This window comes from Novosphingobium taihuense, from assembly GCF_007830315.1.
In the GTDB taxonomy this organism is placed as follows: Bacteria; Pseudomonadota; Alphaproteobacteria; order Sphingomonadales; family Sphingomonadaceae; genus Novosphingobium; species Novosphingobium taihuense.
On the sequence record NZ_VLKJ01000017.1, the window covers coordinates 25,342 to 52,114 of the forward strand.

Annotated in this window: 26 protein-coding genes; 5 read left to right on the plus strand and 21 right to left on the minus strand. The window is 61.8% G+C overall.

Going from position 1 to position 26,773, the window contains the following annotated elements; translation table 11 throughout:
- Positions 1-214: 214 nt before the first annotated feature.
- The 13 genes from IQ25_RS19655 to IQ25_RS19715 all read right to left on the minus strand — a co-directional run bounded on the left by IQ25_RS19655 (position 215) and on the right by IQ25_RS19715 (position 11,659).
- Entirely contained in the window at positions 215-688 is a 474-nt protein-coding gene (locus tag IQ25_RS19655) for an A24 family peptidase (RefSeq protein ID WP_144907984.1), read from the minus strand.
- Positions 685-1,296: a tetratricopeptide repeat protein gene (locus IQ25_RS19660; RefSeq protein WP_158637809.1), complete on the minus strand. Its 612-nt coding sequence runs from the start codon at positions 1,294-1,296 to the stop codon at positions 685-687. Before IQ25_RS19660 ends, IQ25_RS19655 begins: the two co-directional genes overlap by 4 nt.
- A 2-nt stretch (positions 1,297-1,298) precedes the next feature.
- Positions 1,299-2,249: a type II secretion system F family protein gene (locus tag IQ25_RS19665; protein WP_144907986.1), complete on the minus strand. Its 951-nt coding sequence runs from the start codon at positions 2,247-2,249 to the stop codon at positions 1,299-1,301.
- Positions 2,250-2,253: 4 nt separating this feature from the next.
- Positions 2,254-3,243 (minus strand): type II secretion system F family protein, encoded by a 990-nt coding sequence (locus tag IQ25_RS19670; RefSeq protein ID WP_144907987.1) that lies wholly within the window; start codon positions 3,241-3,243, stop codon positions 2,254-2,256.
- Positions 3,240-4,658 (minus strand): CpaF family protein, encoded by a 1,419-nt coding sequence (locus IQ25_RS19675; RefSeq protein ID WP_144907988.1) that lies wholly within the window; start codon positions 4,656-4,658, stop codon positions 3,240-3,242. The genes IQ25_RS19670 and IQ25_RS19675 overlap by 4 nt, the downstream gene beginning before the upstream one ends.
- Entirely contained in the window at positions 4,658-5,851 is a 1,194-nt protein-coding gene (locus IQ25_RS19680; protein ID WP_144907989.1) for an AAA family ATPase, read from the minus strand. The genes IQ25_RS19675 and IQ25_RS19680 overlap by 1 nt, the downstream gene beginning before the upstream one ends.
- Positions 5,852-5,868: 17 nt before the next feature.
- Positions 5,869-6,495, minus strand: coding sequence for a TadE/TadG family type IV pilus assembly protein (locus IQ25_RS19685; RefSeq protein ID WP_144907990.1), 627 nt, complete (start codon positions 6,493-6,495; stop codon positions 5,869-5,871).
- A complete protein-coding gene (locus IQ25_RS19690) occupies positions 6,492-7,025 on the minus strand; it encodes a TadE/TadG family type IV pilus assembly protein (protein WP_158637810.1) in 534 nt (177 codons plus the stop codon). Before IQ25_RS19690 ends, IQ25_RS19685 begins: the two co-directional genes overlap by 4 nt.
- Complete coding sequence (locus IQ25_RS19695) at positions 7,025-8,662, minus strand: pilus assembly protein TadG-related protein (RefSeq protein ID WP_144907992.1); 1,638 nt, start codon at positions 8,660-8,662, stop codon at positions 7,025-7,027. The genes IQ25_RS19690 and IQ25_RS19695 overlap by 1 nt, the downstream gene beginning before the upstream one ends.
- A gap of 15 nt (positions 8,663-8,677) precedes the next feature.
- Entirely contained in the window at positions 8,678-8,983 is a 306-nt protein-coding gene (locus IQ25_RS19700; RefSeq protein WP_144907993.1) for a hypothetical protein, read from the minus strand.
- The gene (locus IQ25_RS19705) at positions 8,973-10,505 is read right to left on the minus strand and encodes a type II and III secretion system protein family protein (protein ID WP_144907994.1); all 1,533 of its coding nucleotides are present in this window, start codon (positions 10,503-10,505) and stop codon (positions 8,973-8,975) included. The genes IQ25_RS19700 and IQ25_RS19705 overlap by 11 nt, the downstream gene beginning before the upstream one ends.
- The gene (gene cpaB, locus IQ25_RS19710) at positions 10,495-11,382 is read right to left on the minus strand and encodes a Flp pilus assembly protein CpaB (protein ID WP_144907995.1); all 888 of its coding nucleotides are present in this window, start codon (positions 11,380-11,382) and stop codon (positions 10,495-10,497) included. The genes IQ25_RS19705 and cpaB overlap by 11 nt, the downstream gene beginning before the upstream one ends.
- A gap of 76 nt (positions 11,383-11,458) precedes the next feature.
- A complete protein-coding gene (locus IQ25_RS19715; RefSeq protein ID WP_181447291.1) occupies positions 11,459-11,659 on the minus strand; it encodes a Flp family type IVb pilin in 201 nt (66 codons plus the stop codon).
- A 350-nt stretch (positions 11,660-12,009) separates the two neighbouring features.
- Here IQ25_RS19715 and IQ25_RS19720 point away from each other — a divergent pair, with 350 nt between their 5' ends.
- Positions 12,010-12,885, plus strand: a complete 876-nt coding sequence (locus IQ25_RS19720) for a hypothetical protein (RefSeq protein WP_144907996.1) — start codon at positions 12,010-12,012, stop codon at positions 12,883-12,885.
- 92 nt (positions 12,886-12,977) lie between these two features.
- Positions 12,978-13,331: an OsmC family protein gene (locus IQ25_RS19725; protein WP_276528573.1), complete on the plus strand. Its 354-nt coding sequence runs from the start codon at positions 12,978-12,980 to the stop codon at positions 13,329-13,331.
- Between the two features lie 54 nt (positions 13,332-13,385).
- Here the strand turns inward: IQ25_RS19725 and IQ25_RS19730 are convergent, their stop codons facing one another.
- Positions 13,386-14,291 (minus strand): LysR family transcriptional regulator, encoded by a 906-nt coding sequence (locus IQ25_RS19730; RefSeq protein WP_144907997.1) that lies wholly within the window; start codon positions 14,289-14,291, stop codon positions 13,386-13,388.
- 106 nt (positions 14,292-14,397) lie between these two features.
- On the opposite strand from IQ25_RS19730, the gene IQ25_RS19735 reads away from it, so the two are divergent.
- The 3 genes from IQ25_RS19735 to IQ25_RS19745 all read left to right on the plus strand — a co-directional run bounded on the left by IQ25_RS19735 (position 14,398) and on the right by IQ25_RS19745 (position 18,112).
- Positions 14,398-14,727: a nuclear transport factor 2 family protein gene (locus tag IQ25_RS19735; RefSeq protein WP_144907998.1), complete on the plus strand. Its 330-nt coding sequence runs from the start codon at positions 14,398-14,400 to the stop codon at positions 14,725-14,727.
- On the plus strand, positions 14,724-15,503 hold the full coding sequence (locus IQ25_RS19740; RefSeq protein ID WP_144907999.1) for an SDR family oxidoreductase: 780 nt from the start codon (positions 14,724-14,726) through the stop codon (positions 15,501-15,503). Before IQ25_RS19735 ends, IQ25_RS19740 begins: the two co-directional genes overlap by 4 nt.
- Positions 15,504-15,841: 338 nt before the next feature.
- Positions 15,842-18,112, plus strand: a complete 2,271-nt coding sequence (locus IQ25_RS19745; protein ID WP_258537077.1) for an FdhF/YdeP family oxidoreductase — start codon at positions 15,842-15,844, stop codon at positions 18,110-18,112.
- A gap of 12 nt (positions 18,113-18,124) precedes the next feature.
- On the opposite strand, the gene IQ25_RS19750 is transcribed toward IQ25_RS19745, so the two are convergent.
- The 7 genes from IQ25_RS19750 to IQ25_RS19780 all read right to left on the minus strand — a co-directional run.
- Complete coding sequence (locus tag IQ25_RS19750; RefSeq protein WP_144908000.1) at positions 18,125-19,207, minus strand: catalase family protein; 1,083 nt, start codon at positions 19,205-19,207, stop codon at positions 18,125-18,127.
- A 10-nt stretch (positions 19,208-19,217) separates the two neighbouring features.
- Positions 19,218-21,452 (minus strand): xanthine dehydrogenase family protein molybdopterin-binding subunit, encoded by a 2,235-nt coding sequence (locus IQ25_RS19755; RefSeq protein ID WP_144908001.1) that lies wholly within the window; start codon positions 21,450-21,452, stop codon positions 19,218-19,220.
- A gap of 3 nt (positions 21,453-21,455) precedes the next feature.
- Positions 21,456-22,436 (minus strand): FAD binding domain-containing protein, encoded by a 981-nt coding sequence (locus IQ25_RS19760; protein WP_144908002.1) that lies wholly within the window; start codon positions 22,434-22,436, stop codon positions 21,456-21,458.
- On the minus strand, positions 22,433-22,969 hold the full coding sequence (locus tag IQ25_RS19765; RefSeq protein WP_144908003.1) for a 2Fe-2S iron-sulfur cluster-binding protein: 537 nt from the start codon (positions 22,967-22,969) through the stop codon (positions 22,433-22,435). The genes IQ25_RS19760 and IQ25_RS19765 overlap by 4 nt, the downstream gene beginning before the upstream one ends.
- A gap of 352 nt (positions 22,970-23,321) precedes the next feature.
- On the minus strand, positions 23,322-25,115 hold the full coding sequence (locus IQ25_RS19770; protein WP_144908004.1) for an FAD/NAD(P)-binding protein: 1,794 nt from the start codon (positions 25,113-25,115) through the stop codon (positions 23,322-23,324).
- Positions 25,116-25,480: 365 nt separating this feature from the next.
- Positions 25,481-26,248 (minus strand): SDR family oxidoreductase, encoded by a 768-nt coding sequence (locus IQ25_RS19775; RefSeq protein WP_144908005.1) that lies wholly within the window; start codon positions 26,246-26,248, stop codon positions 25,481-25,483.
- Positions 26,249-26,262: 14 nt separating this feature from the next.
- A partial coding sequence (locus IQ25_RS19780) for an AMP-binding enzyme (protein ID WP_144908006.1) occupies positions 26,263-26,773 on the minus strand: 511 nt, incomplete at its 5' end.

The following is a 26,773-nucleotide window of genomic DNA, read 5'->3' on the forward strand; positions in this document are numbered from 1 at the left end:
GGAGGTTGCTTTGCCCCGGTGGAGCCATCGATAGCACCGTGAACAGGGAATTCAACGCCCCGGCTTGGGTTTGATCTGGCATTTCGGAGGAGCAAATGGTGCCCCTAAGGTTCAAGGATGAGCACTCAAACGAATGGAAGACGTTACGACCGCAGCCTAATCTTCGCCAAGGCCACCTGGTCGGTAAAAGCGGATATTGTTGGACTGGCTCGGTTCAAACCCACGTCGTCCAGTAGGCAAGGCTTCCCAGCGAGATGGCAACGCCTAGCGGGAACTTGGCGAAATCGTTCTTGTCACCGGCCGTTACAGTCTTGCCCAGGCTGCGCCGAACAATGAACCAGAGCACCACTGCGAACAGGCCGGAGACGGCAGTCAGGACGAGCAGCTTGACACCACCTGTTAGCGGAATGCCCGCAGCCACTGCTGCATAATACTTCGCATCTCCACCACCGACCATTGCTGCCCGGAACAGCAGCATACCCACCACCAGCGCAATCACGGCATGCAACAGGCCCGAACCCACCTGCTCAAACGATCCGCTGAAGGCATAGAGATGCCCCAATCCGATCAGCATGGTCACCAAGGTCAGCCAGTTCGGCAGACGACGGAAGCGGACGTCGAAATAGGCTGCAAGCAACAGGATGCCGATGAGCAGCCCGAGCAAAACCGAAGTTGTTGTCAGCATCATTTTTCGGCGACGCGCTTTCTGCGCGGACTGGTCTTGTCGAGGTCAATCCGGACAAAACTCTTTGCACCCGGGCTCTGTGCTTCGAGCGGCGGGATGACGATCTTTACCTCGAGAGGAGAGAGGCGGACGATCCTGCCATCCTCCTTGGCGGTGGGGACAGCGTAGTCAGCCGGCTTGGCAGCTTCGGCCATCGCTGCCTGCAACTGGCTGGAGCGCAGGCGCGCCATCTGCGTCGATTGATACAGCATGGCGAGATTGGCCCGATAGCTTTCATTGTCCGGATCCGCTTCGGCCGCCATCTGGAAGTATCGCGCAGCAAGATCGGCACGCCCAATTCTTGCGTATGCCACGCCGAGCCCGTTCAACGCAGGTGCCGGCCGTTCTCCCGTGGCAAGCGCCTGTTCGAACGATTTTGCCGCAAGGCCGGGGTTGCTCGCGTCAAGCTGCGAGCGGCCGATCTGCGTCAGCGAATCGGTATTTGCCAACGCGGTCTGGACCTTGGCGGCGCGGGGACCGTGCATCAGGCCGAGCTTTTTCATTACGCCGCAGCCAGTCAATGCAAGCGCGAGCGGGGCCAGTGCCACCAAGCGGATGTGCGTGTGTTCCATGGTCATTTTCCAGCTAGAGCAGGCAACAATTGGGTGGCCACCCTGATGGCGGCAGGCAGCATGAGCACGCCCAGCATGGTCGGCAGCATGCAAACAATCAGTGGCACGGAAATAAGCACGGGCAGCTTGTGCGCTTTTTCCTCGGCACGCATCCGGCGCTTTTCGCGCATCTCGGCCGCGAAAATCCGCAGCGTCGTGCCGATGCTCGACCCGAGCCGCTCGGACTGGATCAGCATGGTGCAGAACGAACTGATCTCGTCAACGCCAGCCAGATTGGCCAAGCGGCGTAGTGCCTCTTCACGGCTTGCGCCTGCCCTCAGGTGAAGCGTTGTCCGAACCAGCAGACGGCTGACTTCCGGTTCGGCGTCGACCATTTCGCGGCTTATGCGATCAAGCGCCGCTTCAAGGCCAAGGCCAGCTTCGACGCACACCAGCAGGAGATCGAGGCAGTTTGGAAAGCCGTTCGTGATCGCTGTCTTCCGCGAGGAAGTCCGAACCCTGATGAAGTACGTTGGCCCCAGCAACGCAAGAGCCGCGCTGATCACGCCGACAAAGTAGAGATTGACGAGATCGAACTCCAACCCCGCAATCGCAAGGAAAAGCAGGCCCAGTGCCGGTACTGCAAAAACCATGATCAGGCGTATCAGCACATAGGCACGAGGGGCGATCGGGGATTCGAAACCCGCTGCAATCATCTTGGCCCGCAAGGCGTCAGGATTGCTGTCGGACAGGCTCAAGCCACTGTTCTCGACTGCCTCGACCAGCCGCGCCCATACTGCGCCTGCGCCGCTGGCCTTGTCCGCTGTCAGAGTGGGCCGGACCGATCCGACAGCCTTCACCCGGGTGCGGACCGTAGCGGAGGTCTGCGCGAACAGCACAGCCCGGTAGGAGCCCCAGGCGCACAGTCCGAAGAAAATGGCCAGGATGCCAAGGCGGATGAAGGTGTCGCTCATCCTCTCATACCTTCAGGTCGACCATTCGCCGGATCCAGAAGATGCCGATGAAATAGAATATGATGAGGCCGGTATAGCCCTGGATGAACATGGGATCGTCTGCGACCTCGAGATAGAATTCGGGATTTACCGCAAACAGGAAGACGAAGGTGATGATCGGCAGGACCGAGAGCATCATCGCGCTGATCCTGCCCTCGGCACTCAACGAACGGACCATGAGAAACAACGAACTGCGATCGCGGATCACCTTGGACAGGTTGCTGAGTATCTCGGCGAGGTTGCCCCCGGTCTCGCTTTGGACGGAGAGACTGACCGCAAACATCTTCACGTCGGGCAAGTCCCATCGCCATGCCATGTTGGCGAGCGAGTCACCGAGATCCGAACCATAGGCTACCTCGTCTGCCACTAGCGCGAATTCTCTGCGCAGCGGATCGTCCATTTCTTCTGTAAGCAGTTCGAGCGCAGAGGTCATGGGGTGTCCCGCCTGAAGGGCACGGGTGAAGATTTCCAGAGCGAGCGGAAACTGTTCTTCCAGCTTCTTGCGCTTGTTCATCGCGCGACGATTGAAGAACACCATGGGCAGGCCGAAGCCGACCGCGCCGCCGAAGCTCAGAATAAGAAGCAGTGCACCAACCGAAAGACCGGCTGGTGAATTTGTGGCATAGGCAGTACCGGCCAGCGTCAACACCACGGTTACCCCAACCATGACATAGATGACGGTTTGAGTGGCCACGCCGAGATCGGCGCGACTGATGCTCCAGTATAGGCGGGAATAGAGCGAGCGGGTGCGAAGATTGCGTGCGCTTCGATCGCCCCGCAACAGTGAGAGTTCAGCCGCCTTGGCATCGTGCGCGCGCAGATTTTCGAGTTGACGGGATACCTGCTTGCGCCTCTCGCGACTGGACAGCAGGGCGTTCAGGGCAAGTTGGCCGAGGAACACCACGCACGCGAAAATCGCGAGAAAGCCCAGGATTTTGAGGATAAGAGCGCTCATCGGCCATATCCCATCGGTGGCTTGAACAACTCGGGATCAAGGTAGATGCCCATGGACTTGAGGACGCCCGCAAAATGGGGACGGACGCCGGTCGCTTCGAACTGTCCCAATACCCGCCCGTCACTGTCGCGGCCCGATTGACGGAAGCGGAAGATTTCCTGCATGGAAATCACCTCCCCCTCCATGCCGGTAACCTCGCTGATCGAGAGCGTCTTTCTGCGACCGTCGGGCAGGCGTCCAACCTGAATTACGACGTTGATCGCGGAAACGATCTGCGAGCGGATCGTGCGCATCGACATTTCCAGTCCTGCCATGCCGACCATCTGCTCGATACGCGCGAGCGCATCACGCGCGGTATTTGCGTGGACTGTGGTCATCGATCCGTCGTGCCCGGTGTTCATCGCTTGGAGCATGTCGAAAGCTTCGCCCGAGCGGCATTCGCCGAGGACGATGCGATCCGGGCGCATGCGCAAGGCGTTGCGGACGAGATCGCGCTGGTTGACTTCGCCACGGCCTTCGATGTTGGCCGGCCGTGTCTCGAGCCGGGCAACATGCTCCTGCTGCAATTGCAGTTCGGCCGAATCCTCGATCGTGACGATGCGCTCGTGCCCGTTGATGTAGCTCGACAAGGCGTTGAGCATCGTCGTCTTGCCCGAACCGGTCCCACCCGAGATTATGATGTTGAGGCGGCCTTGCACCACGGCCTGCAGAAGCATGGCCATTTCCTCGGTCAGGCTTTCGAATTCGACCATGCGTTCCATGCTGATCGGTGTCTTCGAAAACTTGCGGATCGAGAGCAACGAACCGTCGATTGCCAGCGGAGCGATGATCGCGTTCACACGCGAACCATCAGCGAGGCGCGCGTCGACGAACGGCGAAGCTTCGTCAACGCGCCGACCAACGGCGCTGACGATCTTCTGGATGATGCGCAGGAGGTGCTTCTCGTCCTTGAAACGCGTCGGAGCCCGCTCGAGCACGCCGCGCCTTTCGACGAAAACCGTCTCCGAACCGTTCACGAGGATATCGGAAATCGTCTCGTCCTTGAGGAGCGGTTCGAGCGGGCCCAAGCCGACGAGCTCGTCGAGGATCTCGTCTACGAGATCGGCCTTTTCATAGCGGTTGAGGGCAAGCGACCGCTCGGCGATGATTTCGTCGATTACCGGGCCAAGTTCGCGGGCCAGTTCCTCACGCGAAAAGCGATCGATCAATGCAAGATTGACGCGCTCGAGCAACTCGCGGTGAATATCGACCTTGATGTTGAGCCGATTGTCCGTTTCAGACCGCTCTGGTTCGCGGGTTGTGCCCTTGCCCCCTTCACCGGTCCGGATTACCGGCTCGAACGATTGCTCCGGGATGGCATAGCGCTTATTCTGATCTTCAGCGCTCTTGGCTCGTGGCTTTCGGATATCCCACATCAGCGCGTGCCCCCACTCTGCAACAGGTCGATGACCGAAGTGGCCAGCCCGGCAACGGATGTCCCGAACGCGCTCTTGCGCACCAGTTCGTGGATCAGCACACCCTGATCCTGCGCGCGCGCGAGGTCGGCATTGTCACGAGGGAGTTTGGCGAGGATATTCCGGTCAAGCGTGCGTTCGATGTCACTGACATCGATCGGCTTGAAGAGCTTTCGCTCCATCTTGTTGACGACCACATGGACCTTGCTGCGCGGGACGCCGATGGCGTCGAACAGTTCACTGGTCCGCTTTACCTGGCGCAGGCTCGGCAGGGTCGGTTCGGTGACCAGCAGAAGAAGGTTGGCGGAGTACGCCACCGAAGCCGACCAGTTTGACCAGTTCGCCGGGAAATCGAGAACGACCATTTCATATGTTGTTCTCAGCTGCTCGATCACGCGGAGGATTGCTTCGTGCGAGACCGAATCCGAAGATGGTATCTTGTCCGGCACGGCCAGCACGGCAAACCCATTGCGTCCCTCTGGAGCGAGAGCCTTCAGCAGTTCCTCGTCGAGCCTGTCTTCCGCCTCGATAAGATCGGTAAATGAGCCGCTCCGGTCCGCGCCGAGGTACGCTCCGACACTGCCGAACTGCAGATCAAGGTCACCCAGGATGACGCGCCGACCTTCAGGTGTCGAGCGGGCCAGAGCACTGGCAAGGTGGGTGGCAACGCTTGTGGCACCACAGCCACCCGACGATCCCACCACCCCGATCAGGGGCGCGAGCCGCAGCGCCGTCGCCGGCTGCGCCTTGCGCGCCACAGCGTCGAGGCAGGCTTGGGTGAGTTCAGGCACGGTGAGCGGTAGGCTCAGGACATCGGTCACCCCTTCGCGCACCAACGTCCGCACCAGCGACATCTCTGGCGAGGAAATGGCTGCAATCACGGGATATGGCGGATTGGAGCGGACGAGGTTTACCAGCCGGTTGACCGACCGCCTGCTTGATGGATCCACTTCCAGAACAACCACCGCAAGGCCGCCCAGCTTCTCAAACGGAATGGTCTCGTCATTGCCCACTGACCGTATCATGAGAATGACCCGGGTCGCCGCGTCTGCCTGCTCCAGCAGATCGCCTGCCTGGCGCTCGCTGACGAACACGCCGACCGGCGGCGTGTCAAAAGCAGAAGGTCCAGGATGGGGTTGGTCCGAATAATCCATGCGGTCTCGCTGGTGTCCTAGTTCGAGGTCGTGCCGGCGCCGTCTTCCATCGGCAGGGTGAATGCAAAATCGGGAAGGTCGATGGCAGCGTTCAACAATACGCCGATCATGGGCTGGTACTGCATGTTGGTCAGCCGCACGGTGACAAGCGGGACGACTTCAATGCCGTCCGGGTCGCCGGCAAAGCCCAGCCCCGAACCTACGTATTCGATCTGGACATTGCTGTCCTGGATCGAGGAATCAAACACGCGCATCCGGTTGGCGACATTTGTCAGTGCTGTGGAACTGGCCGCATTCGAAGTCAGGCAGTTCGCGCTGCAGCTGCATCCGGAGGTGGTACAGACGGTCTTCCCGAGTGCTTCGGCAGGTATCGTCGACCCTTGCGTCAGCGTCACCGTGGTGCCGCCGACTGTTACCACGCGACCGATGTAGCTTTCCGTCAGCAACCCCGTCGCGACAGGATCCGTGACCACCGCCATGCGCGCGCCCATTTGCGTGGCCTTTTCGAGCTTGTTGATCTTCCACGCAAAGCCGCCGACATCGATCGCGCCGAAGACGAACATAATGAACAATGGCACCACGAGTGCAAACTCGGCCGTGGTTGCCGCCCGCTCGTCCCTGAAAAAGGTCCGCAGCCACGTCATACGCCGATCCCTACGGCTTGCTGGCGCGCGAAAAGGGTCAGATCGCTGTCAAAGCCCCCCATCGACTTCAGCAGGCTGGGGTAATTCGGTTTGCCGATGACCGTGATGAGCGGGGCCACCCCCGTCTCGGAATAGATGCCGGTGGTCTGTGCGACACACTGGTACTTGATCTCGACTTCTCCTGCTCCCGAAGCCGCACTCCACGACCACAGGCGTGCATTGCTGCCAGCGGTGACCGAGCCATAGACCGCAACGTTGGCGATGCCCGACCAGGCCGCATTCGCAGTGGACAGGTTCTGTTCAGCAGCCACGGCCGAGCAATTCCAGGTCGATAGCGGCAGCCTGCTGGCATAGCGCGCGGCATCGCGCACGCCTTTGAGCACCTGATGCTCGGAATAAAGAAAATGCCCGCTCTCGATCGCCATGCACAGCACGAAGATCGCGATGGGCGCGATCAGTACGGTTTCCATGGCCGCTGCACCGCGATTGTCGGCTGCGAGGCTGCGCAAGAGGCGGGTCAGCCGTCGCATCATTTGATCAGATACGGCTTGTCGCGCCGGACGAACTGCGGCGCGGTCGAACCGGCGGCGGCCTGCGAGGTCTTCTTGATGAACTCAACGTAGACTTCGCCTTCCTGGGTGAAATCGACCTGAGTGCCGGACGCATCCAGCCCCGTTCGCCTGAGCGAGGGTTCTACAAGGAAAAGGTCAACAAAGGTTATCGGCGAGACGGTTGCGCTTGTCGTGCTGGAAAGCCCGGCGCAGTTGACCACGGCTGCGGAGAGAATCCGGCGATCGGGGCGCGAAGCGCTGGGTGCGAGGCCCGTCTTGCACACCGGCCCCGAATAGCGGGCGAAATAGTCGGTCTTCGTGCTCTTACCAGGACCCGGATAACTTTCCGATCCCTTGACGCCGACGGAGCTCAACTTGCCGGTGTCACGCTCCCACTTGTAAACTTCATAGCGCGTCGGCGCTGCCTTCCCATTCACGTTGTTGGCATAGGCCGTGCCGAAGTTCGAGCGCCAATAGGCCTGGATATCCCAGGTGCCGTTGCCGATCCTGCCAAACGACGTGACACCGCCCGGGTAGGCATGAACCAGATCGCGTGGCAGCCCCATGGCGGACGGCGTGACAGTGCTGGCCAGCGCGGTTGCCGAGGTTGGGCGATAGGCGTTCTTCGGGAACTGCCAGCCCTGACCCGCGCCACCGGTGCCGTTGTTGGGCGCCCAGCAGCTTTGTGCCGAGAGCGGCGCAACTTCGGGCGAACTGCTGGCGTTGTTCAGAACCTGCACCAGTTCCTTGCGGACATTGTCCGAGGGCGAGCACAAGCCCTGATCATAACACTTGATCGGGTCGGACTTGTCGTAAATGTCGAAGCGGGTGTTGAGGGCGGTGACGACCGGCGGAATGTCGGTGTTCTCGGGCGACTGGCTCGACGTCTTCGGGGAATCGATCGAGATGCAGTCCCCGGGAATGGCGTTGAAGCCCATCAGCGCGGCCAGCTTCTGCTTCAGTGCACTGAGGCCTGCGAAATTCGCGCCGCTGAAATCTAGGAAGGCGAGGCTGCCCGGCCCGCCCTGCACGTTGCTGATGTTCAATGCGAGTCCCTGCCCGGGCGTCAGGTTCCAGACGTTGGGATCGGGCGATGGATTGCACATCAGCACTGGCGGCACGCCGCAGATGCTGGAACTCAGCCCGGCAACCGCCGATGCGGTGATGTCTGGCGAGGTGAACAGACCAACCAGCGGCGTCAGCGTGTAGCGCGCCCTGCGGGTGCTGAGATTTACGCGAACGAAGCGCGCCGCGGCGTCGCTTGTGGCTTCGGGCGTGCCCGCTTCTGCGGCTGTGCGCGATGCGTAGAACGTGGTGTTGGCGACGATGAGCTTGCGCGCATCGGCAGCGTCACTGGCGAAGATGGTGCGGTTTTCAACCAGATTTCCGGCGGCCGTGGTGGCAAGGTTGCGCGCATCGGCCTGACCGTTCAACTGCGTTACCGCTGCGAGCGCTGCCTGGTCTGCGGCGTTCTGGAGTTCGGTGTCGAGACTGGCCAGCTGGGCATAGTCATATCCGAAGCCTGCCATCGCCAGGACCGAAAACAGCGCGATGACATACATCGGCGCGATTGCGCCTTCAGTGTCGGCAACGAATCCGGATAGAGGCCGAGGCACGTTCCGGCACCCCCCTCAGTTTCCGCCGCCGGAATTGCCGCCGCCGCCACCGCCGTTGCCACCGCCCTGGCTGAGGTCTGAAGTCTTCACCCTTTCAGGCTTCTTCACCTTGTCGGTGCGGTAACGTTCGATTGCGGCTGCAGCCAGTACGCCGCTCGTAGTCGGATCGGCGTATTCATAGACCGGTGCCGGATCGATGATCTGGGCGCGCAGCGTGCGATTGGTGGCTTCGCCCAGCGCCATTTCGCCGCCATCGGTGACACAGCCACCGACCATCAGCACTGCTCCGAGGAGGCCGACGCGCAATGCCTCAATACGCATAGGAAGGCTCCTTCTTGGCAGGATCGGACGGGGTTTGCGCCGGAGCTTCGGCAGGCTTGGCGCTGCCAAGCCCCGGCGCTGCCGGCAGTTCGCGCTTGCGACCCGAAGTGCCCAGCAATGTCGATTCAAGACCGGACGGATCGGCAATCGCATCGGTCGGAAGGTGCACCTGATCCTCGGTCAGCGGCGATACGAGATGCGGCGTCACCACGATCAGCAGTTCGGTTTCGCCCTTCTTGAAGGCGTTGGACCGGAACAGGCTGCCAAGGATCGGGATCGACCCCAGCAGCGGCACCTGATTGACCGTGGTCTGGAAGTCCTTCGAGATCAGGCCGGCAATCGCGAAGCTTTCCCCATCGCGCAGTTCGAGCGTGGTGCTGGCGCGGCGGGTGCGCAGGCCGGGGATCGAGATGTTGCCGACGGTGTAGGACGCCGAAGGATCGATCGCGCTCACTTCCGGTTCGACCAGAAGGTTGATCGTCTTGTCGCCGAGCACTGTCGGGGTAAAGGCAAGGCCGACGCCGAAGGGCTTGAATTCAACGGTGATCGCCGCGCCATTGCCGCCAGCAGTGGCGCCTGCAGCGCCGCCCTGAATGACCGGGACCGGGAATTCGCCACCCGCCAGGAACGAGGCCTTCTGGCCTGAAAGCGCCAGCAGCGTGGGCTGCGCCAGGGTCTTGGACAGGCCCTTGGTTTCCAGAGCGTTCAGCACCGCATCGATGCTGAGGCTGCCGAGGCTGAAGCGGTTGCGGAAGATGCCGAAGGCGCCCGTGATCGAGCTGAGCTGGAGGATACCGCCGCTGGGCACGGTCGAGGTGACGGTGGTGCCGCCAACTGTCGTTGTAACGGTGCTCGGCTCACCCGGAACGAGCGATGCGCCCTTGCCCGTTGCCGAACTGAACGTGTTGCCGCTGGTGAAGCCTGACACGCCGATATCGAAGCCGGAAGAGCGGTTCACTTCGGCAAAGCGCACTTCGAGCATGACCTGCTGGCTCGATCCGAGGCCGATCAGGTTCACCACCTTGTCACCGGCATAGGTCCTGGCCAGTTGCACGGCGCGGTCAATCGCGCCGGGATCGTTGACGAGGCCGGTGAGCACGATGGCATCGTTGGAAACGCCCGCCTTGATGTCCTCGCCCGGCACCAGCATGCGCAACTGGCCGGAAAGCGCATCGACATCCGGCCCCACGGCCACGTCCATGATCGAAAGCACGCGCCCGGCGCCATCGATCAGCGTCAGGCTGGTGGTGCCGACCTTCTTGCCAAGGACATAGACCGAGCGTTCGTTGATCGGCAGGACATCGGCAATGTCATCGTTGCCGATCAGCGCCTTGGCGATCATGCGATCGACATTGACGACCTGGCTCTTGTTCAGCGGAACCGTCAGCGTTCCGGCGTGGCGCGATACCGGCGGATAGGGCGGCGGGATCGGCTGCCCCTGTGCCACGGGAGCCAGACCTGCCAGCAGCAAGGCCGCAAGAGCGCTTGCGCCAGCGCGAAGGCGGTGCGCCTCAGAACGCATCGTTGACCTCATAATCCGTGGGCTTTGCCTTGCGATAGACTGTCATGACCGGGCCCTGCGGACGGGGCGCCGGAGCCACTGCCGGAGCGGCGGGGCGCGGTGCGGCCGTGCGCTGGGGCGCAGATGCGGCAACGATCGGCCGCACGCCGATGCCGTTGGGCGAAATGTCACGCGGGGTGACGGTGGCGGGCTGGCCTTCAGGCGGCGCGCCGATGCGGCGCAGGGCAAGGCTGAGCGGCCCGAGTTCACGGGCGAGCGCAAGCTTCTGCGCGCCCAGCTGATCCACTTCGAGCGTGGCCGACCGGGCAACGGCGGGATCGGTCTTGCCGGGATCGGCCACCTGATCGATCGCCAGCACGCGTACGGCCTGCATGACCACGTCGGTCATCTTGTCATCGGAGCGGGCGTTTTCGCCGGGGATCTGCCGGGTCAACATCACGTCGACCATGTCACCGGGGCGGACGAAGCCTGCGACGCCGGAGATATCGTTGATCTGCACGGCCACGGCAAACTTGCCGGGCTGGAGATTGACGGAAAGGGTGGCGCGGCCATCGGCGCCGGAAACACGAGAGGCGAGCAGTGGCTCGCCCGGAACGATCGCTTGAAGAGCGACGCGGTTCTTCAACTGGTCAAGGCTCTTGAACGTGCCCTTGGGTAGGGAGATTTCCGGCCAGCCGACGATGCGGGTGTTGAGGCCGGTGATTTCGCCGCCGTAGGGAATGGGCTGTGTTGCAACCACGATGTTGGTCAGCCGCCCGGCGCGCGCCTCGGCCTCACTCCGGCTCTCGACGCCCGAAAGCACGATGTTGAGGAGATAGACGCCGACAAGCCCTATAACTACGGCTACGCCGACTGCGATTGCCCCGTTGCGATTCACTCTACCCCCCCGGGATGATTACGCAGGCCACACAAAAAGTGCGGCCTGCGTGAAGTCATTGCTCAGCGGATGCTGATCAGCAGGTGGTAGCACCGTCAGCAGGTGCTGCGCAGCTGACGATCTTGTCGCCCGAAGTGCTCATACCGCTCTTCAGCTTGCCACCGAATGCAAATGCGCCGCCAGCAACCAACGCACCCATCACGCCGGTGAGGATCACGTATTCAGCAGCCGAAGCGCCCGATTCATCGCGAAGGAAGTTTGCAAAGAACTTGGTCATGGTATTTCCCCTAATGCCAAGGTGCGCCGCAATTGCGCCCCACCGTCAAGACTGGAAAGGCTCCGGCATCTATTTCCGGTTGGCCCTTTGCTCGCACCGCTTGATTTCAGTCCATTTCGGATCGATCCGGATCCGCATTACGTTCTGAAACGTTGCTGCTGCGATGAAGAAAAATTCAGTTAATCAGCGATCAGAGTCAATGTGATTCTTAATAGATGGTTAACCGTTCATAATCAGATATTTAGCGGGCTGCTGGCGGATTTCGTGGTTAAAATTCGTCCGAAAATCAGACACTTTTCGTTGTCATGTGTGTTAACCTTGCATTCGCCACTCCCGGATAGAGTGAAAGCATGACCGAAAAACCGAATCAGCAAAGCAACAGTGAAGAGCTTCTGCAGCAGCCAGGCGAACTTGGCCGCATGGTACTTTCGGCAAAAAACTTCCTTAAGTTAGTGGTCGAGCGCTTTACGGTAGCTCCCTCTCTTGTGACGAAGATCACAGCCTGGGCATGCCAGCGGGAGACTGCTATCATTGCGGCATGGGTGCTGCTGGTTGGCGGCGTTGCCGCGATAAAGGCAGCAAATCCGATCAACCCTCCGCGCGATGCCGCCGAAAGCATCGCCCTGCTGCTGCCTTTTCTCGTCGTGGCGGCAGCACCGGTGCTTGGCTATCGTTTGGGCACTTCGCTGTTCGCGTCGCGCCAACAGCCCGCGCTGCGCCTTGCCATCTATGGAAACTGGCGCCCCGCCACGCCCGCCGAACTGGGCAAGGGTGAACAGGGCTGGCGCAGCTTCGCCTGGTTCTCTCTCGTCAGCGGTATTTTGCTCAACGTGCCGTTCCGAGCCTTCGAATACTTGACGTCGATACCTGCCGTAACTTCGAATGACCCGATGTGGGCGCACATCCTGCAGCGCGCCTTCACGATCGATTGTGCGCTGGCCTGCTTTGCCTATGCGATGTGCTTTGCCGCCGCTGTCCAGCGATCGCCGCTATTCGCACGCGCGCTCGTCGCGGCGTGGCTGATCGACGTAGCCCTCCAGGCTATGATCGCCGTGCAAGTCGGCCAAGCTCCGGGGATCCCGGCCTATCTGATCGAACCGATGAACGCGCTGCTGGCGATGAACGTCAAGAAGGTCGCGATCAGCATCTCGATCTGGCTGCCTTACCTGCTGATCTCGGACAATCTCAATCTGCTGCTCCGCAAGCGAGTAAGACTGACGGCGTGACGCGCTCCGGACTGGCGCTGATTTCATCGTAACCGCCTTTGGTCCTAGGCCAGGTTCAGGGGCCACCGGACCTTGTCGAGCGTGAGCTGTTCATCTATCCGGTGACCGACGATGTCTCGGACGATGCTTCGTACCAAGAGTTCGGCAGCGAGGTTGCGCTGGCGACGCCAAAGGAACCTGGCGGCAAGGGCCAGGGCAACAATCCTGAACAGCTGTTCGCCGCCGGATATGCCGCCTGCTTTCTCAGTGCGATGAAGCTCGTCGGCACGCAAGGCACGCACGCGGACAAAGGCTTTGGCTTGGCCGTGACCCTCGCCATCGCGCTCCCCGGGCTGGACACCGTCGAAGCTGAAGCCCTCGTTGCCGAAGCCGACACGGTATGCCCTTATTCCCATGCTGTGCGTGGGAATATCGAGGTCCGCCTTGAGGTGACGACCGAGGCGTGATGCGATGGTGAGCCACGGCCCGGTCAGCCGCACGACTGACCGGGCCGTCGCAATTCATGCAGCTCTGGCCCGCGCCAGCTCACGAGCGAGCTCGACAAAAACCCTGAAGGCTGCCGGCGGATTGCGGCGGCTGGGATAATAAAGGCAAATCGGGGAAAGCGGCGGCGTCCACTCCTCGAGCAGCCGCACCAACCTTCCGGCCGCGATATCTTCGCGCACATCGGATTCCATGAAGAAACCGATCCCGACCGAAGCGAGCACCGCGATCCGTGCCAGACTGGCCTCGTCGAGCGTGAGCGGGCCATCGACATCCACCTGCAACGGTTGACCATCAGCTTCGAACTGCCAGCGGAAAAGAGCGCCATTGGGCAGCCGCGTACGGATGCAGTCGTGCCCGGCGAGGTCTGCGGGAACACGCGGCTGGCCGCGCTCTGCAAGATAGGCGGGTGAGGCGACCACGGCATGATGACGCGCCGGTCCGAGCGGAATGGCAATCATGTCGCTGGGGACAAGGTTCTGGCTGCGGATCCCGAAATCGAAACCATGGGCGACAATGTCCACGAGATTGCCCTCGGTCACCAGATCAATGCGGACCTGTGGGAAACGCTTCAGGCATTCGAGCACCAAGGGGCCGAGCACCTCGCGCCCGGCGGTGGCAAAGGTGTTGATGCGCAAGGTACCAGCGGGGGTATCCTGCTGCGAGCGAACTGTGTCGAGCGCCTGATGGATGTCCGCTAGCGCGGGCGATACCTGTTCGATGAAGCGGCGCCCCGCATCCGTCAGCGCAACACTGCGCGTGGTGCGGTTGAACAGGCGCACGCCCAACTGGCTTTCCAGCTTGGCGATCATGTTGCTGAGCGCACTCGTCGACAAACCGAGATCGAGCGCGGCAGCGCGGAACGAGCCCCTTCGCCCAATAGCCAGGACCGCGTCGAAATCGCCGAGACTGTAGCTTCGCATTGTCCTGTAATCCGAAATAGCTCATCTCATTTTATCTCGCTTATGTGGACGATGTCAAAGCTCTATCAAGGTGTCGGGCACCAACTGACCCAACCGGAGAATGACCATGAGCATCGATCTGCCTGATCCGATCGCCCGCTATTTCGCAGCTGACAAGCGTGGGAGTGCCGCATCACTGGCCACTTGCTTCTCCCCCGATGCAATCGTGATTGACGAGGGCAACACCTATGTCGGACTCGATGCGATCCGGCAGTGGATGACGAATGCCTCCACCCAATACACCTACACCGTCGAGCCGTTCGCTCTCGCGCATCACGATGACCGGATTGTCGTCACGAGCCGCCTGGTGGGCAATTTTCCCGGCAGTCCTGTGGATCTGCGCTATCGGTTCGCCATCGAGGGCGACCGAATCGCCGGACTGGAGATCGTCGCATGAGCCCGTTCCTGACGCTGGACGGCAAGCGCGCCCTCGTCACCTCCGGAACCCGGGGGGCAGGGGCCGCCACGGTTGCGCTGTTCGAGGAATTGGGCGCACGTGTGCTCACCACGGCGCGCAGCAAGCCCGCCGACATGCCGGACTCGCAGTTCATTGCCGCCGACTTGACGACAACCGCAGGATGCGCCGCGGTGGCTGAAACGGTACTGGAGCGGCTCGGCGGGGTCGACATCATCGTCCACATGCTGGGCGGCTCCTCCTCCCCGGCGGGTGGCTATCAAGCGCTCGGCGAGGCGCAGTGGCGAAGTGAGCTTGATCTCAATCTGATGCCCGCGGTTAGGCTCGATCGCGCGCTGGTACCTGCCATGACGGAGCGTGGCTACGGCGTGGTCATCCACGTTACATCCATCCAGAGCAAATTGCCGCTGCCCGATGCGACTACCGCCTATGCGGCGGCTAAGGCGGCCTTATCCACATACAGCAAGAGCCTGTCCAAGGAAGTCGCGCCCCAAGGCGTGCGCGTGATGCGGGTGTCGCCCGGCTGGATTGAAACCGAATCCTCGGTCGATCTGGCCCGCCGTCTGGCCGCCGAGCACGGCGTCACCGTGGAGCAAGGCAGGCAGATGATCATGCAATCGCTCGGCGGCGTGCCGATAGGCCGTCCATCGAAACCCGAAGAGATCGCCAGCCTGATTGCCTTCCTCGCCTCAGATCGCGCCGGCACGATCACCGGCACCGAGTATGTGATCGATGGCGGGACCGTGCCGACTGCCTGATTGATGTTCGACTGCATGACGCGATCACGGCAGTCGCTCGCTGCGACCCACGAGGTTCCGGCGAAAATGCTGCCGAGTGGCCAGCCGGTCGAATATTGCGTCAGGTTAGGCCTTCAAATCGGCAAGCGTGTCGCCTGAATTCTTCAGGTCTGCATGATGAGCCAAGGCGTAATGGCGAAAGCCCATCTCGCGGATGATGGAACCTGATCTGGACCTAAAGTCTCAAAGATTCTGCCTTGGTGCTGGAGCTTGTTCCTCGACAACGTGTTCAGATGTCATGCCTGCTGCGGCCAACCGCAGGCAATGATCTGCATTTCTTGCCCAAAGAGGACTTTGGCATGCCATCACGAATGACACCGACCGACGAGGCCGCTGCAATCGACGTGCCGGAACCGGCAGGCGGTTGGGGCTCCCTGAAGGGCATTGCATCAATCGAGCTTTCACAGGCAGCCGGTCCGGGAGTGCTCGAAACACTTGCCCACCTCAACAAGCCCGATGGCACGGCCTGTACCTCTTGCGCATGGATCAAGCCGCCAACCCCGGCAGCGCTGGAGTTCTGCGAGAACGGCGCGAAGGCGACGCTGTGGGACCTGACCAGTGCGCGAGCCACTCCGGAATTCTTCGAGGATCACACGGTCAGCGATCTGTGGTCATGGTCCGCGCATGATCTGGAAAAGCAGGGGCGGCTGACGGAACCGCTTCGCTATGAACCGGCTACGGATCGCTATGTGCGCGCAACCTGGGACGAAGCTTTTGCCGCGATTGGCAGCAAGCTGAAGCAGACTTCGCCCGAGGCAATGACGTTCTATGCCAGTGGCAAGGCTGCGCTGGAGCCAAGTTACCTCTACGCCATATTTGCGCGAATGCTTGGGCACAACAATCTGCCCGACAGTTCCAACATGTGCCACGAGACCACATCGGTGGGCCTGAAGAAGGTGATCGGATCGCCGGTCGGCACGTGCCAGATCGAGGATTTCGACCAGTGCGATGCGATCTTCTATCTCGGCCAGAACCCCGGCACCAATTCTCCGCGCATCCTGCACCCCCTCCAGCAGGCGGTGAAGCGCGGCTGCCGGATCGTGACGTTCAATCCGCTCAAGGAAGCGGGTCTGGTGGAGTTCATCAATCCGCAGAGCCCGGTCGAGATGCTTACGGGCAAGGCGACACGTCTCAGCCATCTCTATCTTCAGGTGCGGCCCGGAGGCGATATCGCGGCGCTGATGGGCGTGTGCAAGCATGTGCTGGCGCGGGCCGATCGTGAGCCGGGCCTGCTGGACGAAAAATTCCTTGCCGAACACACACAGGGTTACTCGGCCTTCCGCGAAAAGGTGGGCGCGACCGACTGGCCTGCTCTTGAGGCAGCAAGCGGTGTCACGCGGGCCGAAATGGAGGCTGCGGGCGATGTCTATGCCGAGGCCAAGGCCGTCATCGGTATCTATGGCATGGGACTGACGCAACAGGTCCACGGCAGCGAGGCGATCGGGCTGCTGGTCAACCTGCTGCTGCTGCGCGGCAACATCGGCCGCCCCGGCGCGGGATGTTCGCCGATCCGAGGCCACTCCAACGTTCAGGGACAGCGCACCGTCGGCATAACCGAAAAGGTGGCTCTGGCCCCAGTCGAGAAATACCGCGAGGTGCTTGGGCTGGAAACTCCGGAGCAGGATGGGCACAACACCCACGCATTCCTCGAGGCACTGCTGGCGGGGCGCAACCGGGTTTATCTCGGGCTTGGTGGTAATCTTGCCATGGCGGTGCCCGATCACGGGCCGGTGCATGAGGCCTGGCGACAGATGGACCTGACAGTCCATGTCGCCACACGGCTCAACCACACGCATCTGCTGCCCGGCCGGGAAAGTTGGATACTGCCTTGCCTCGTGCGGTCGGAAGAGGACGTGCAGGCAAGCGGCAACCAATTCGTCAGCATCGAGGACAGCTTCAGCCACATCTACAGCTCGAAAGGCAAGCGCACGCCCGCAAGCGAACACCAGATGAGCGAAACCGCGATCATCTGCGAGCTGGCCAAGGCCAGCCTGCCGTTCCACCCGCGCTGGTTGTGGGACGAATGGCGCGCGGACTATGCCCGCATCCGCGATCTGATTGCACAAACGTACCCCGATCAGTTCTTCGACATGGAAGCGCGGATGCACGAACCGGGCGGCTTCTACCGTGGCAACGATGCGCGCAAGCGGATCTGGCACACCAATAGCGGCAAGGCCGAGTTCACCGATCCGACTGCTCTTAACGCGGGACCCGAAGGCGATGCCTTGCGGCTGATTACGCTGCGGTCAAACGATCAGTTCAACACCACGATCTATGGCCACTCGGATCGCTTGCGCGGGCTGGAAGGTGAGCGGACGGTGGTGCTCGTATCCAAGGCCGAGATGGCCCGGCAGGGACTGAGCGAGGGGCAGCGCGTCACTCTCGTCACAGCGATGGAGGAGGAGCGCCGCAGGGCCGTGAGCGGCCTCAAGGTTGTCGCCTATGACCTACCCGACGGATGCGTGGCGGGCTATTTCCCTGAACTCAATCCGCTGGTGCCGCTTTCGCTGCGGGACAGTCTGTCCGATACTCCTGCCAGCAAGGCCATTCCGGTCAGGTTCGAAACCTGACCGGAATGCGGTTTACTCTGCAGCCTGCGCTGCGCCGGTGAAGGGGCAGCCGTTCACCCGCACGCGGAAGTCCGAGGAATGCTTGTAGGCGCGGCGGCGGGCACGGTTGATCCCGCCGAGCGGCCGGTGCTCCACCAGTGCGTTCCACGGTGAGAAATGAAGGGTCTCGTCGATGCGTTGAACCTTCTCCTCGCTCCAGCTGTCCTGCGGTTCAACGCGCAAGGTGGCGACTTGCACGAAGGGCGCGTCCTCTTCCTTCCATTCGACGCTCGCATCCTCGATCGGCTGCTCGTTGATGGAGCGCGCAAGCTGCACCTCGAAGGCCCATTCGGCCGTCAGGTTGGCGGCATCTTCACGGATCGTCTCACGCAGGCCGTTAGGGCGACCCGAGGTATCGATGATCGTATCGGTCAAAGCGGTAAGGGCTGGCGACAGCGGGCGCAGGCGAAACTTTGCCACGTGTTCGCCATAGCGGAAGGGCACGGTGCTGAAGTACGTCTCGCCCAAGGGGTGGACCTGAGGCGATCCTCCCATGCCTGCCAAGGCCTTGGATTCAAGGCCGACCTTGCCCAGCGCGGAGTTGATGAAGCCGAGCACCGTGGAAAGCGCCACCTTTGCGCCCTCGGCACGATCGGTCGTCGCGGCAAGGAGCTTGAGCTTGCCGGCGAACTTGTCGGGCGTGGGCACGGCAAAGACCGGGACGTTGACCATCAGGAAGTCCTGCCCGTCCCCTTCTGCGCCCGGCACGCGTTCGCCTTCTACACGCTCGACCTTCAGCGCAAGCCCACGCGGCAGGACGACATTGTCGTCAAGAATGTCGCCGGGATTGGTCGAAATGCGCAGCGCAGCGGGATAGGTGCCTGGCCTTGCGAAGAGTCCTTGTGCCAGTTCCGGCGGCAGGTTTTCATGAACCGTGAAGGTCCCTTCAAACAGGCCATGGGCCTTAGCATGGACCGCACGAACAGCCCGGCCATAGTCCTCTGCCGTGGTCTCGAGAATATGATCGAACGACATTTCGAGGCTGGCATCGGTTTCAGCCTCGTCGGGCTGGAGGTGTTCGAGGTCCGGGTGGTAGCGAAGCGGGGGGGCAATCATGGGGGGCCTTTCAGGCTGGCGAAACAAAGGGGTCGGGCAGGTGGGGGATGATCTTGTCGAGCGTCAGCGGGAAGCTGCGAACGCGCACGCCGCAGGCGTTGTAGACCGCGTTCGCGATCGCACCGGCTGCGCCGCAAATGCCCAGTTCGCCAACGCCCTTGGCCTGAAGCGGGCTGGCGGCGGCATCGCGCTCTTCCAGAAGGATCACGTCGAGCGCAGGCACATCGGCATGCACGGGCACGTGGTATTCAGCCAGATCGTGGTTGACGAGGTGACCATCGCGCATGTCGAATGCCAGTTCCTCCGTCAGCGCGCTGCCAATACCCCAGACCATGCCACCAAGGCATTGTGAACGCGCGGTCTTGGCATTGAGAACGCGGCCAAAGCCGAACGCACCCGTCATCCGCCGCACGCGCACCTCGCCGGTGAAAGCATGGACGCCGACCTCGGCGAAGAACGCGCCGTAGCTGGCTTGGGAGAAGTCCTTGAAGGTCTTGCCCGGCTTGATCGAGCCGATCTCTGCCATGTCTTCGCCATCCAGAAGATCGATGAGCGAGCACTGCTTTTCGCCATGGCTTGCCATCCCATCGGTGATCTCCAGCGCATCCCCTTCGCAGCCCAGCTTTTTACCGAGCTTTTTGCGGATTGCCTCGCAGGCGCGCATCACGGCAGAGCCGGTGGAAATAGCGCCAAAGCTGCCGCCAGAACCGGCGCCCGCTGGAAGGCTGGTATCGCCCAGGACGACCCGCACCTTGCTGATCGGCAGGCCTAGCATTTCGCCCGCAATCTGGCCGAGGATTGCATATGTGCCGGTGCCGATGTCGGTCTGGTCGGTCTCGACCAGCGCAGTCCCATCGGCATTCAGCGTTACACGGGCCTCTGCCGGGATCATCACGTTGACGCGAGCGGCGCTGGCCACCCCCATGCCGATCCACCAATCACCTTCGCGGGTCTGGCAGGGCGAAGGCTTGCGCCTGTCCCAACCTAACTGCGCGGCGCCTTGCTCCAGCGCTTCGACAAGCATGCGCGAGGAATAGGGGGTTCCCTCTACCGGAACCTTTGCAGGGAGATTGCGCTTGCGCAGTTCTACCGGATCCAGGCCGGCCTTTTCGGCCAACTCGTCCATGGCGGCTTCCAGCACCTGCATGCCGACCGCCTCGCCCGGGGCGCGGACGGAGCCTGCGGTCATCCGGCAGATGCGTGCGACCTCCACCTTCAGAAGGCGGTTTTCGCCACCGTAGAGGAATTCGGTCGCCTGCGTGACCGGCTCGGCAAAATCCTCGTCCGGCAGGTTTGAGACAAGCGCTTCGTGGCCCAGCCCGATCAGCTTGCCCGCAGCATCGGCGGCAAGACGCACGCGCTGGCGCGTTTCCGACCGACGCATCACGGTCTGGAACACCTGCTGACGCGTCATCACCACCCGCACCGGACGGCCCAGTTCCTTCGCGGCAATGGCCGCCGCCACCGCTTCATGCGTGATGCCCAGCTTGGAACCGAAGCCGCCGCCCACGTAGGGCGCGATGATCCTCACCTTTTTCGGCGAGATCGAGAGGCAATCGGCGATCTCCTTCACGTTGAACGCCAGCATCTGGTAGCTGCCACGCAGGATCAAACGATCGTCCTGCCATTCGGCGATGGTCGCATGCGGCTCCATCGCAGCGCTGGCATGGCCCGGTGTGTCGTAATCGACGTCGATGGCGAAGGCGGCATCGCGCATCGCCTGCTCCAGATCCCCGCCTTTCACCGGCTTGCTGTCCGATGGTGTTTCCACCTCTGCGTCAGCGCTTTCCGGATCGAACGGCACCGGGTTTCCGGCGCCTTCGTATTCAATTTTCAGCGCGAGCGCCGCTTCGCGGGCCTGCTCGAAGGTTTCGGCCACCACGAGCGCGACGGGCTGGGCAAAGTAATCGACCGTTTGCACATCCTGAGCCGGAGCCTTGCCAGAAGTACCCTGTGTCGAGCGGCGGACCATGGCCTCATCGGCGAGAACGGCCAGAACTCCGGGCATCGCCACAACATCGTCGCGATGGATGGTGCTGACCGTCCCTTGCGGAATGTCCGCCAGCACCAGTACGCCTTCGACACATCCGTCGAGCTTGTACTCGGCCGAATAGGTGGCCGTGCCGGTGACCTTGAGCGGCCCTTCCGGGCGATCGAGCGGCTTGCCGATGATGCCCTGCTTCATGGTGTCGAGCAGATTGCGCTCGTCGGGCGTGTTGTACATGTCGGCCAAGGTCATGCGCATGGTTCAGGCCTTTCCCGCTTGCGTGGCTTCGTTCAATGTGGCGGCCAGCGCGCGGGCGGCGAGCGGGATCTTGAAATCATTCGCGCCCAAGCCCTTCGCATCCTTGAGCAGAACGTTGGCGGCCTTTGCGAACAGGGCCGCGCTTGGCTCTTCGCCAATCAGCACCTGTTCTACCGCCGGGTCGCGCCAAGGCACCGTACCGAGGCTACCAAAGGCAAGCGCGCAGCGTGCGATACGCCCTTGATCCATCGTCACATCGACGGCGACAGAGACGAGCGCGAAGGCATAGGAAGCGCGGTCGCGCACCTTGCGGTAAAGCTGGATGCCTCCTGTCGGTGCGGGAAGCCGCACTGCCGTGATGAGTTCGCCCGCCTCGAGCACGTTGTCACGCGAGGGATCGTCCCCCGGCATGCGATGAAACGCCGCTATCGGGATCTCGCGCGGACCGGATGGCCCTTCGGTCAAGACTACGGCATCAAGGGCAAGCATCGCCACGGCCATGTCGCCCGGATAGGTGGCTATGCAGGAATCGCTCGTGCCTAGAACGGCGTGAATGCGGTTGAAGCCGCTTCGCGCGGCGCAGCCTGCACCGGGATCACGCTTGTTGCAGGCTTGCGTCGTGTCATAGAAGTAGCCGCAGCGAGTGCGCTGGCACAGGTTGCCGCCGGTCGTGGCCCGATTGCGCAGCTGCGGGCTGGCGCCTGCGAGGATCGCCTTTGCCAGCAAGGGCCAGTGTTCCCTGACCCGCATATCGGCGGCACAATCGGCGTTGGTAACGAGTGCGCCGATCCGCAAGCCTTCACCGTCAAGCGCCATCTCGCCAAGTTCGGTGCGGCGGATCGAGATGACCCGGTCGGGCGCGGCAATCTGCAACTTCATCAGATCGACCAGATTCGTGCCACCGGCGATGACCGTTCCGCCGTGCTGCAGCGCATGGATCGCGCCCTGCGCCGAAGTGGCGTGGTCGAGAGCAAAGGCCTTCATGCCTGTGCTCCCTGAAGGCTTGCGTCCGATGCGATGACATCTTCAAGCGCGGCAATGATGTTGGAGTAGGCTCCGCATCGACACAGGTTGCCGCTCATCCGCTCGCGCAGTTCCTCAGGCGTCGGCAAGGGTCGTTCGGTCAGGTCCTGGGTCTGCGCGCTCGCCCATCCTTCGGCCAGTTCCTGCATCATCGCCTTGGCGGAACAGATCTGCCCGGGCGTGCAATATCCGCACTGGAAACCGTCGTGTGTAACGAAAGCCTTTTGCAGGGCCGAGAGGTTGTCGGCGGAGCCGATCGATTCAATCGTCTCGATCGTGTCGCTCTCGTGCAGCTGCGCCAGCGAGAGGCAGGAGTTTATCCGCCTTCCCTCGACCAGCACCGTACAGGCGCCGCACTGACCGTGATCGCAACCCTTCTTGGTTCCGGTCAGCGCGAGATCCTCTCGCAGCCAATCGAGCAGCGTGCGCCGTGGATCTGACGGAAGAGGCTTTGGAACACCGTTCACGATGGCCACGGCAATGCTTGAACCCATCTCTGCTGAACACCTTGTCGCTTGAGCTGCGAGTGGGGAACGCACAGATTGGCGCAACGATCCAACTACCGTGTGCTGAATCGCCCCAAGATTTCTGGATGCCTTTGCTCTTGAATTCGAGGATGGAAGGCGATCATGGGGAAGTCCATTTTCAGCGACGAGTTCAAGCTGAGGCGGTGGCCCAGACCATTGAGCGGGAATATCTATTAGCGGAGGTTTAGCTTCGCTGGCCTGCGGCTCGCAGCGGCTCTGCATCAGCCTGCATTCTCTGTATGCCTAGAAGCGGCTACTGTCGGGGGGTCACACTTACCACGCGAGTTGCGTCGGTAGGTCAGATCGACTGCGACCGCTCCTATCCGGCAAGCGGAAGCACCTCGCCAGTGGCAAGGATGACGGACGGCCTGTCGATCAATTCGATCAGGTGCTCCGGCGACGAGTAATCGGCACCTTCCGACAAGGACGAATCGCGTATCGCCTGGCTAACGCATCGCGCCATCGCCGCGCATTCCACCAGGCCCTGCACGAACGGCCGGTTGCGCAGCAGGAATGGAAGCGCGCAGAGATGGATATGGCGGAGCGATGGGTCTTGGTCGCTGACGGTGAGATCTGCGGCCGGGTTCAGGCCGTTGCCCCAGTCCTGGCTCTCTTCGAGAGCGCTGGCGCAAAGTTGCAAGCGCAAGGTGGGGAAGGGGAAGCGCGTCAAAGCCGCGGCTTGCGGCCCGCGCGCATCGATCAGTTCGTCGAAACGCTCGGACCGGGCCGGTGACCGGACGAGCCACGCATTCCTTATCGGCCGGATCTCGTATTCGTTGCCAAGTGCGATGACATCGAGCACCCCAGCGTCATGCAGCGCAAGCACGCGCTCGATCGAAAGGTGAGGGACGGCTGCGTAATTGTCCGTGAAGACGCGCTTCAGCCCGCGATGCAGGCGCGCCAGGTCTTGCGGGGGCAGCGAACCAATCACGCTGGCGAAAATCTCGTGCGCCTTCAGGATGACGATCCGCCATGAAGGGGTGTCATGGCTCTCGCTCCAATCTCTCACGGCGGCGAGATTGTTTCGGGCATAGGCCCAGGCGTCGCTGGATCGGCGGCGCGCGAAGTAGCGCTCGGCAAAGTCGTCCGCAGTTGCATGCCCAAGGCCGATTTCGGCAGACCAATCCGGTGCTTCCCGGATCAGGACCGCCACGAACTGCGCGAACAGCCGGTCGAGATCCCCTTCCGCCCCCGTAAGACAGGCGGACGCGGATTCCGGCGTGAAGCCTTCCAGGTCGGGAAGCGGGTGCGGAAACCAGAAGTCTGCCTCAGGCAATATCCCGTTCCGGCTCATCAGCATGGCGCTCCACGGATTTGCGGGGATGTAGCGCAGCGCGCCAGCTCCTCGTTCGAAACTGCCCCGCGCCATGGCGATGGCAACGACGGCATCGATGCCGGACAGTGACGAGCCCAGCACGCCAAAGCGTTCCGACGTGCCATCACTTGCCGCAAGCGATGCCGATTTGCCGGTGCTGCGTTCTGCACGGTTGTCTTCGGTTCCGATCGCACCGTATCCTGAAGCGACGATCACCCGATCGAACTCATCCACCACGATAACGCCATCGGACCCCCGCCATTCCACTCGGCAGGAATTGGGCATGGCGATCATGTCGACCACCTCGGCACACCTATGAACGATGACGGTGGTTGACCCGTCGGCGCTGAGCTGAAGAAACTGGTCGGCGAGCCAGGCGCCGAGGACGGCGCGCGGGAAGAAGGCCCGATCGTCCCCCGCCCGGTCGGCTATTCCCCACTGTTCAAGCCTTTGCCGCGGCTGGCGCGACGCCCATGCATTTACCGTTTCGAGAAGCGGCGGAATTTCGAACCCGGCGATGTTGGAGAGGGCATGCATGTCATTGAGTTCGGGCGAGTAGGCCAGTCCGGGGCCTGTGAGTCCGCTCGACTCGAATACCGTCACCTCTTCCGCGATCCCTTCGGTAATCAAGGAATGAAGGCAATATGTTCCAGTTGCGCCGGCGCCAATGATGGCAATGCGTTCAGCGGGTCTATTCATGTCAAGCACGGGAAGGAGGTGTCCAATCGTCGGAATCGCCGCGTTGATCGCTGCTCCATCCGAGTAATGTGGAACGCCGCGTTTCATTGCAGGTTCCATCGTAGTGTCCGCGCCGCCTGTGGGAGCGATCCTGAAGGGAGCGCCTTGAAGCCTTACCTCGTCGGAATTGCCGGCAGGCACTCGTTGCCCCCAATCATGCCCCAGTTGCCCCTGGCTATGACTGGATTTCCTTGGACGTTACAGCACCGGAAACGACTTGTGAAAGGCAGACTTCTGCGCATTTTTCAAGACGTCCGGGGGCATTCTTGGATGCAGGAATGGTGCCCCTCAGAGTCTAAAGATAGGCACTCAGATCATTTGGAGATCTGTGCTCCCTTACAAGTTTGCGGCAAGTAGGAGCTAACGGAATAGCCTTAACTCCGAAGCCTCTGGCAGCAATCTGCGCATACCCCTGCTTGGTGTCATCACGCAAAGCCGGTAATCTGTTTGATGATGTCTCGCCGCTGTTCCCATGGCGTGACATCGATCTGGGCAGCCACGGCTTCGTCCTCGGGCGTGACAAACCAGTGGACCTGGCGGTCATGCACCGCTTTCCAGACGGTCTGGGCAACCTGTTCAGGGGCGACGTTCACTCCAAGGATGTCGACCGACTTCGCCCTTTCCTGCGCTGCAAGGACCATGGGAGTGGCAACATAGGCGACCATCACGTCGCAGACCCAGATCCCGGCTGGCTCCAGTTCGATATTGAGCGCCTCGGTAAGTGCGCGAACGGCGGTCTTGCTTGCGGAATAAACCGCTTCTTCTGGAATGCCGTGGATTGCAGCGACCGAAGACATGCTGATAACGCGCGGGTCTGTCCGGTTGCGGAGGTGCGGCAGAGCCAAGTGGATGCCGTTGATTACTCCATTCACGTTGACATCGACAATTCGGTGCATTGCCTCAAGCGAGCATTCGGCGAACTCGCACATTGCGAGAATACCGGCGCAATTGAACATGACATCGAGGCCACCGTGCCTGGCGAACGTCTCCAGCGCGACCGACAGCGCCTCTGGATCGCACACGTCCGCCAGATGAACCGACGCTGTGTTGCCCAACCTTGTGGCAACGTCCGCAAGGCGGCCAGCGTCAATGTCGCACAACCCGACTCGCCAGCCGGCTTCTGCAAACAGTGATGCCGTTGCTTTGCCAATCCCCGAGGCGGCTCCAGTAATAAAGATCGATTGCCCGCTCATGCGTCGCACTCCTCTCAAGCCACCTTGTCCCAGGCGTAATCGCGGAACTGATCGCGCAGGTCCTTTTTGCTGATCTTGCCGGTGCCGGTGTGCGGGATCGCATCAACGAACGCCACCGCATCGGGCACCCACCACTTTGCCACTTGCATGCCAAGGAAACCGCGGATTTCCTCCTGATTGACATCGGCCCCGGGCTTCCTGACCACCACCAGCAGCGGCCGCTCGTCCCACTTGGGGTGATAGATGCCGATCGCCGCGGCTTCGGCCACCGCCGGATGGCCGATCGCTGCATTCTCCAGTTCAACCGAACTGATCCACTCCCCGCCAGACTTGATCACGTCCTTGGTCCGGTCGGTCAGCTGCAGCGTCCCGTCCGGGTGGATCAGGCCAACGTCACCGGTATCGAACCACTGTCCGGCCACAACCGCATCGGCCTCGGCCTTGAAGTAGCGCTTGACGATCCACGGCCCGCGCACCTGCAGGGCGCCGGACGTCTTGCCATCGCGTGGCAGCACCTTCTCGGGG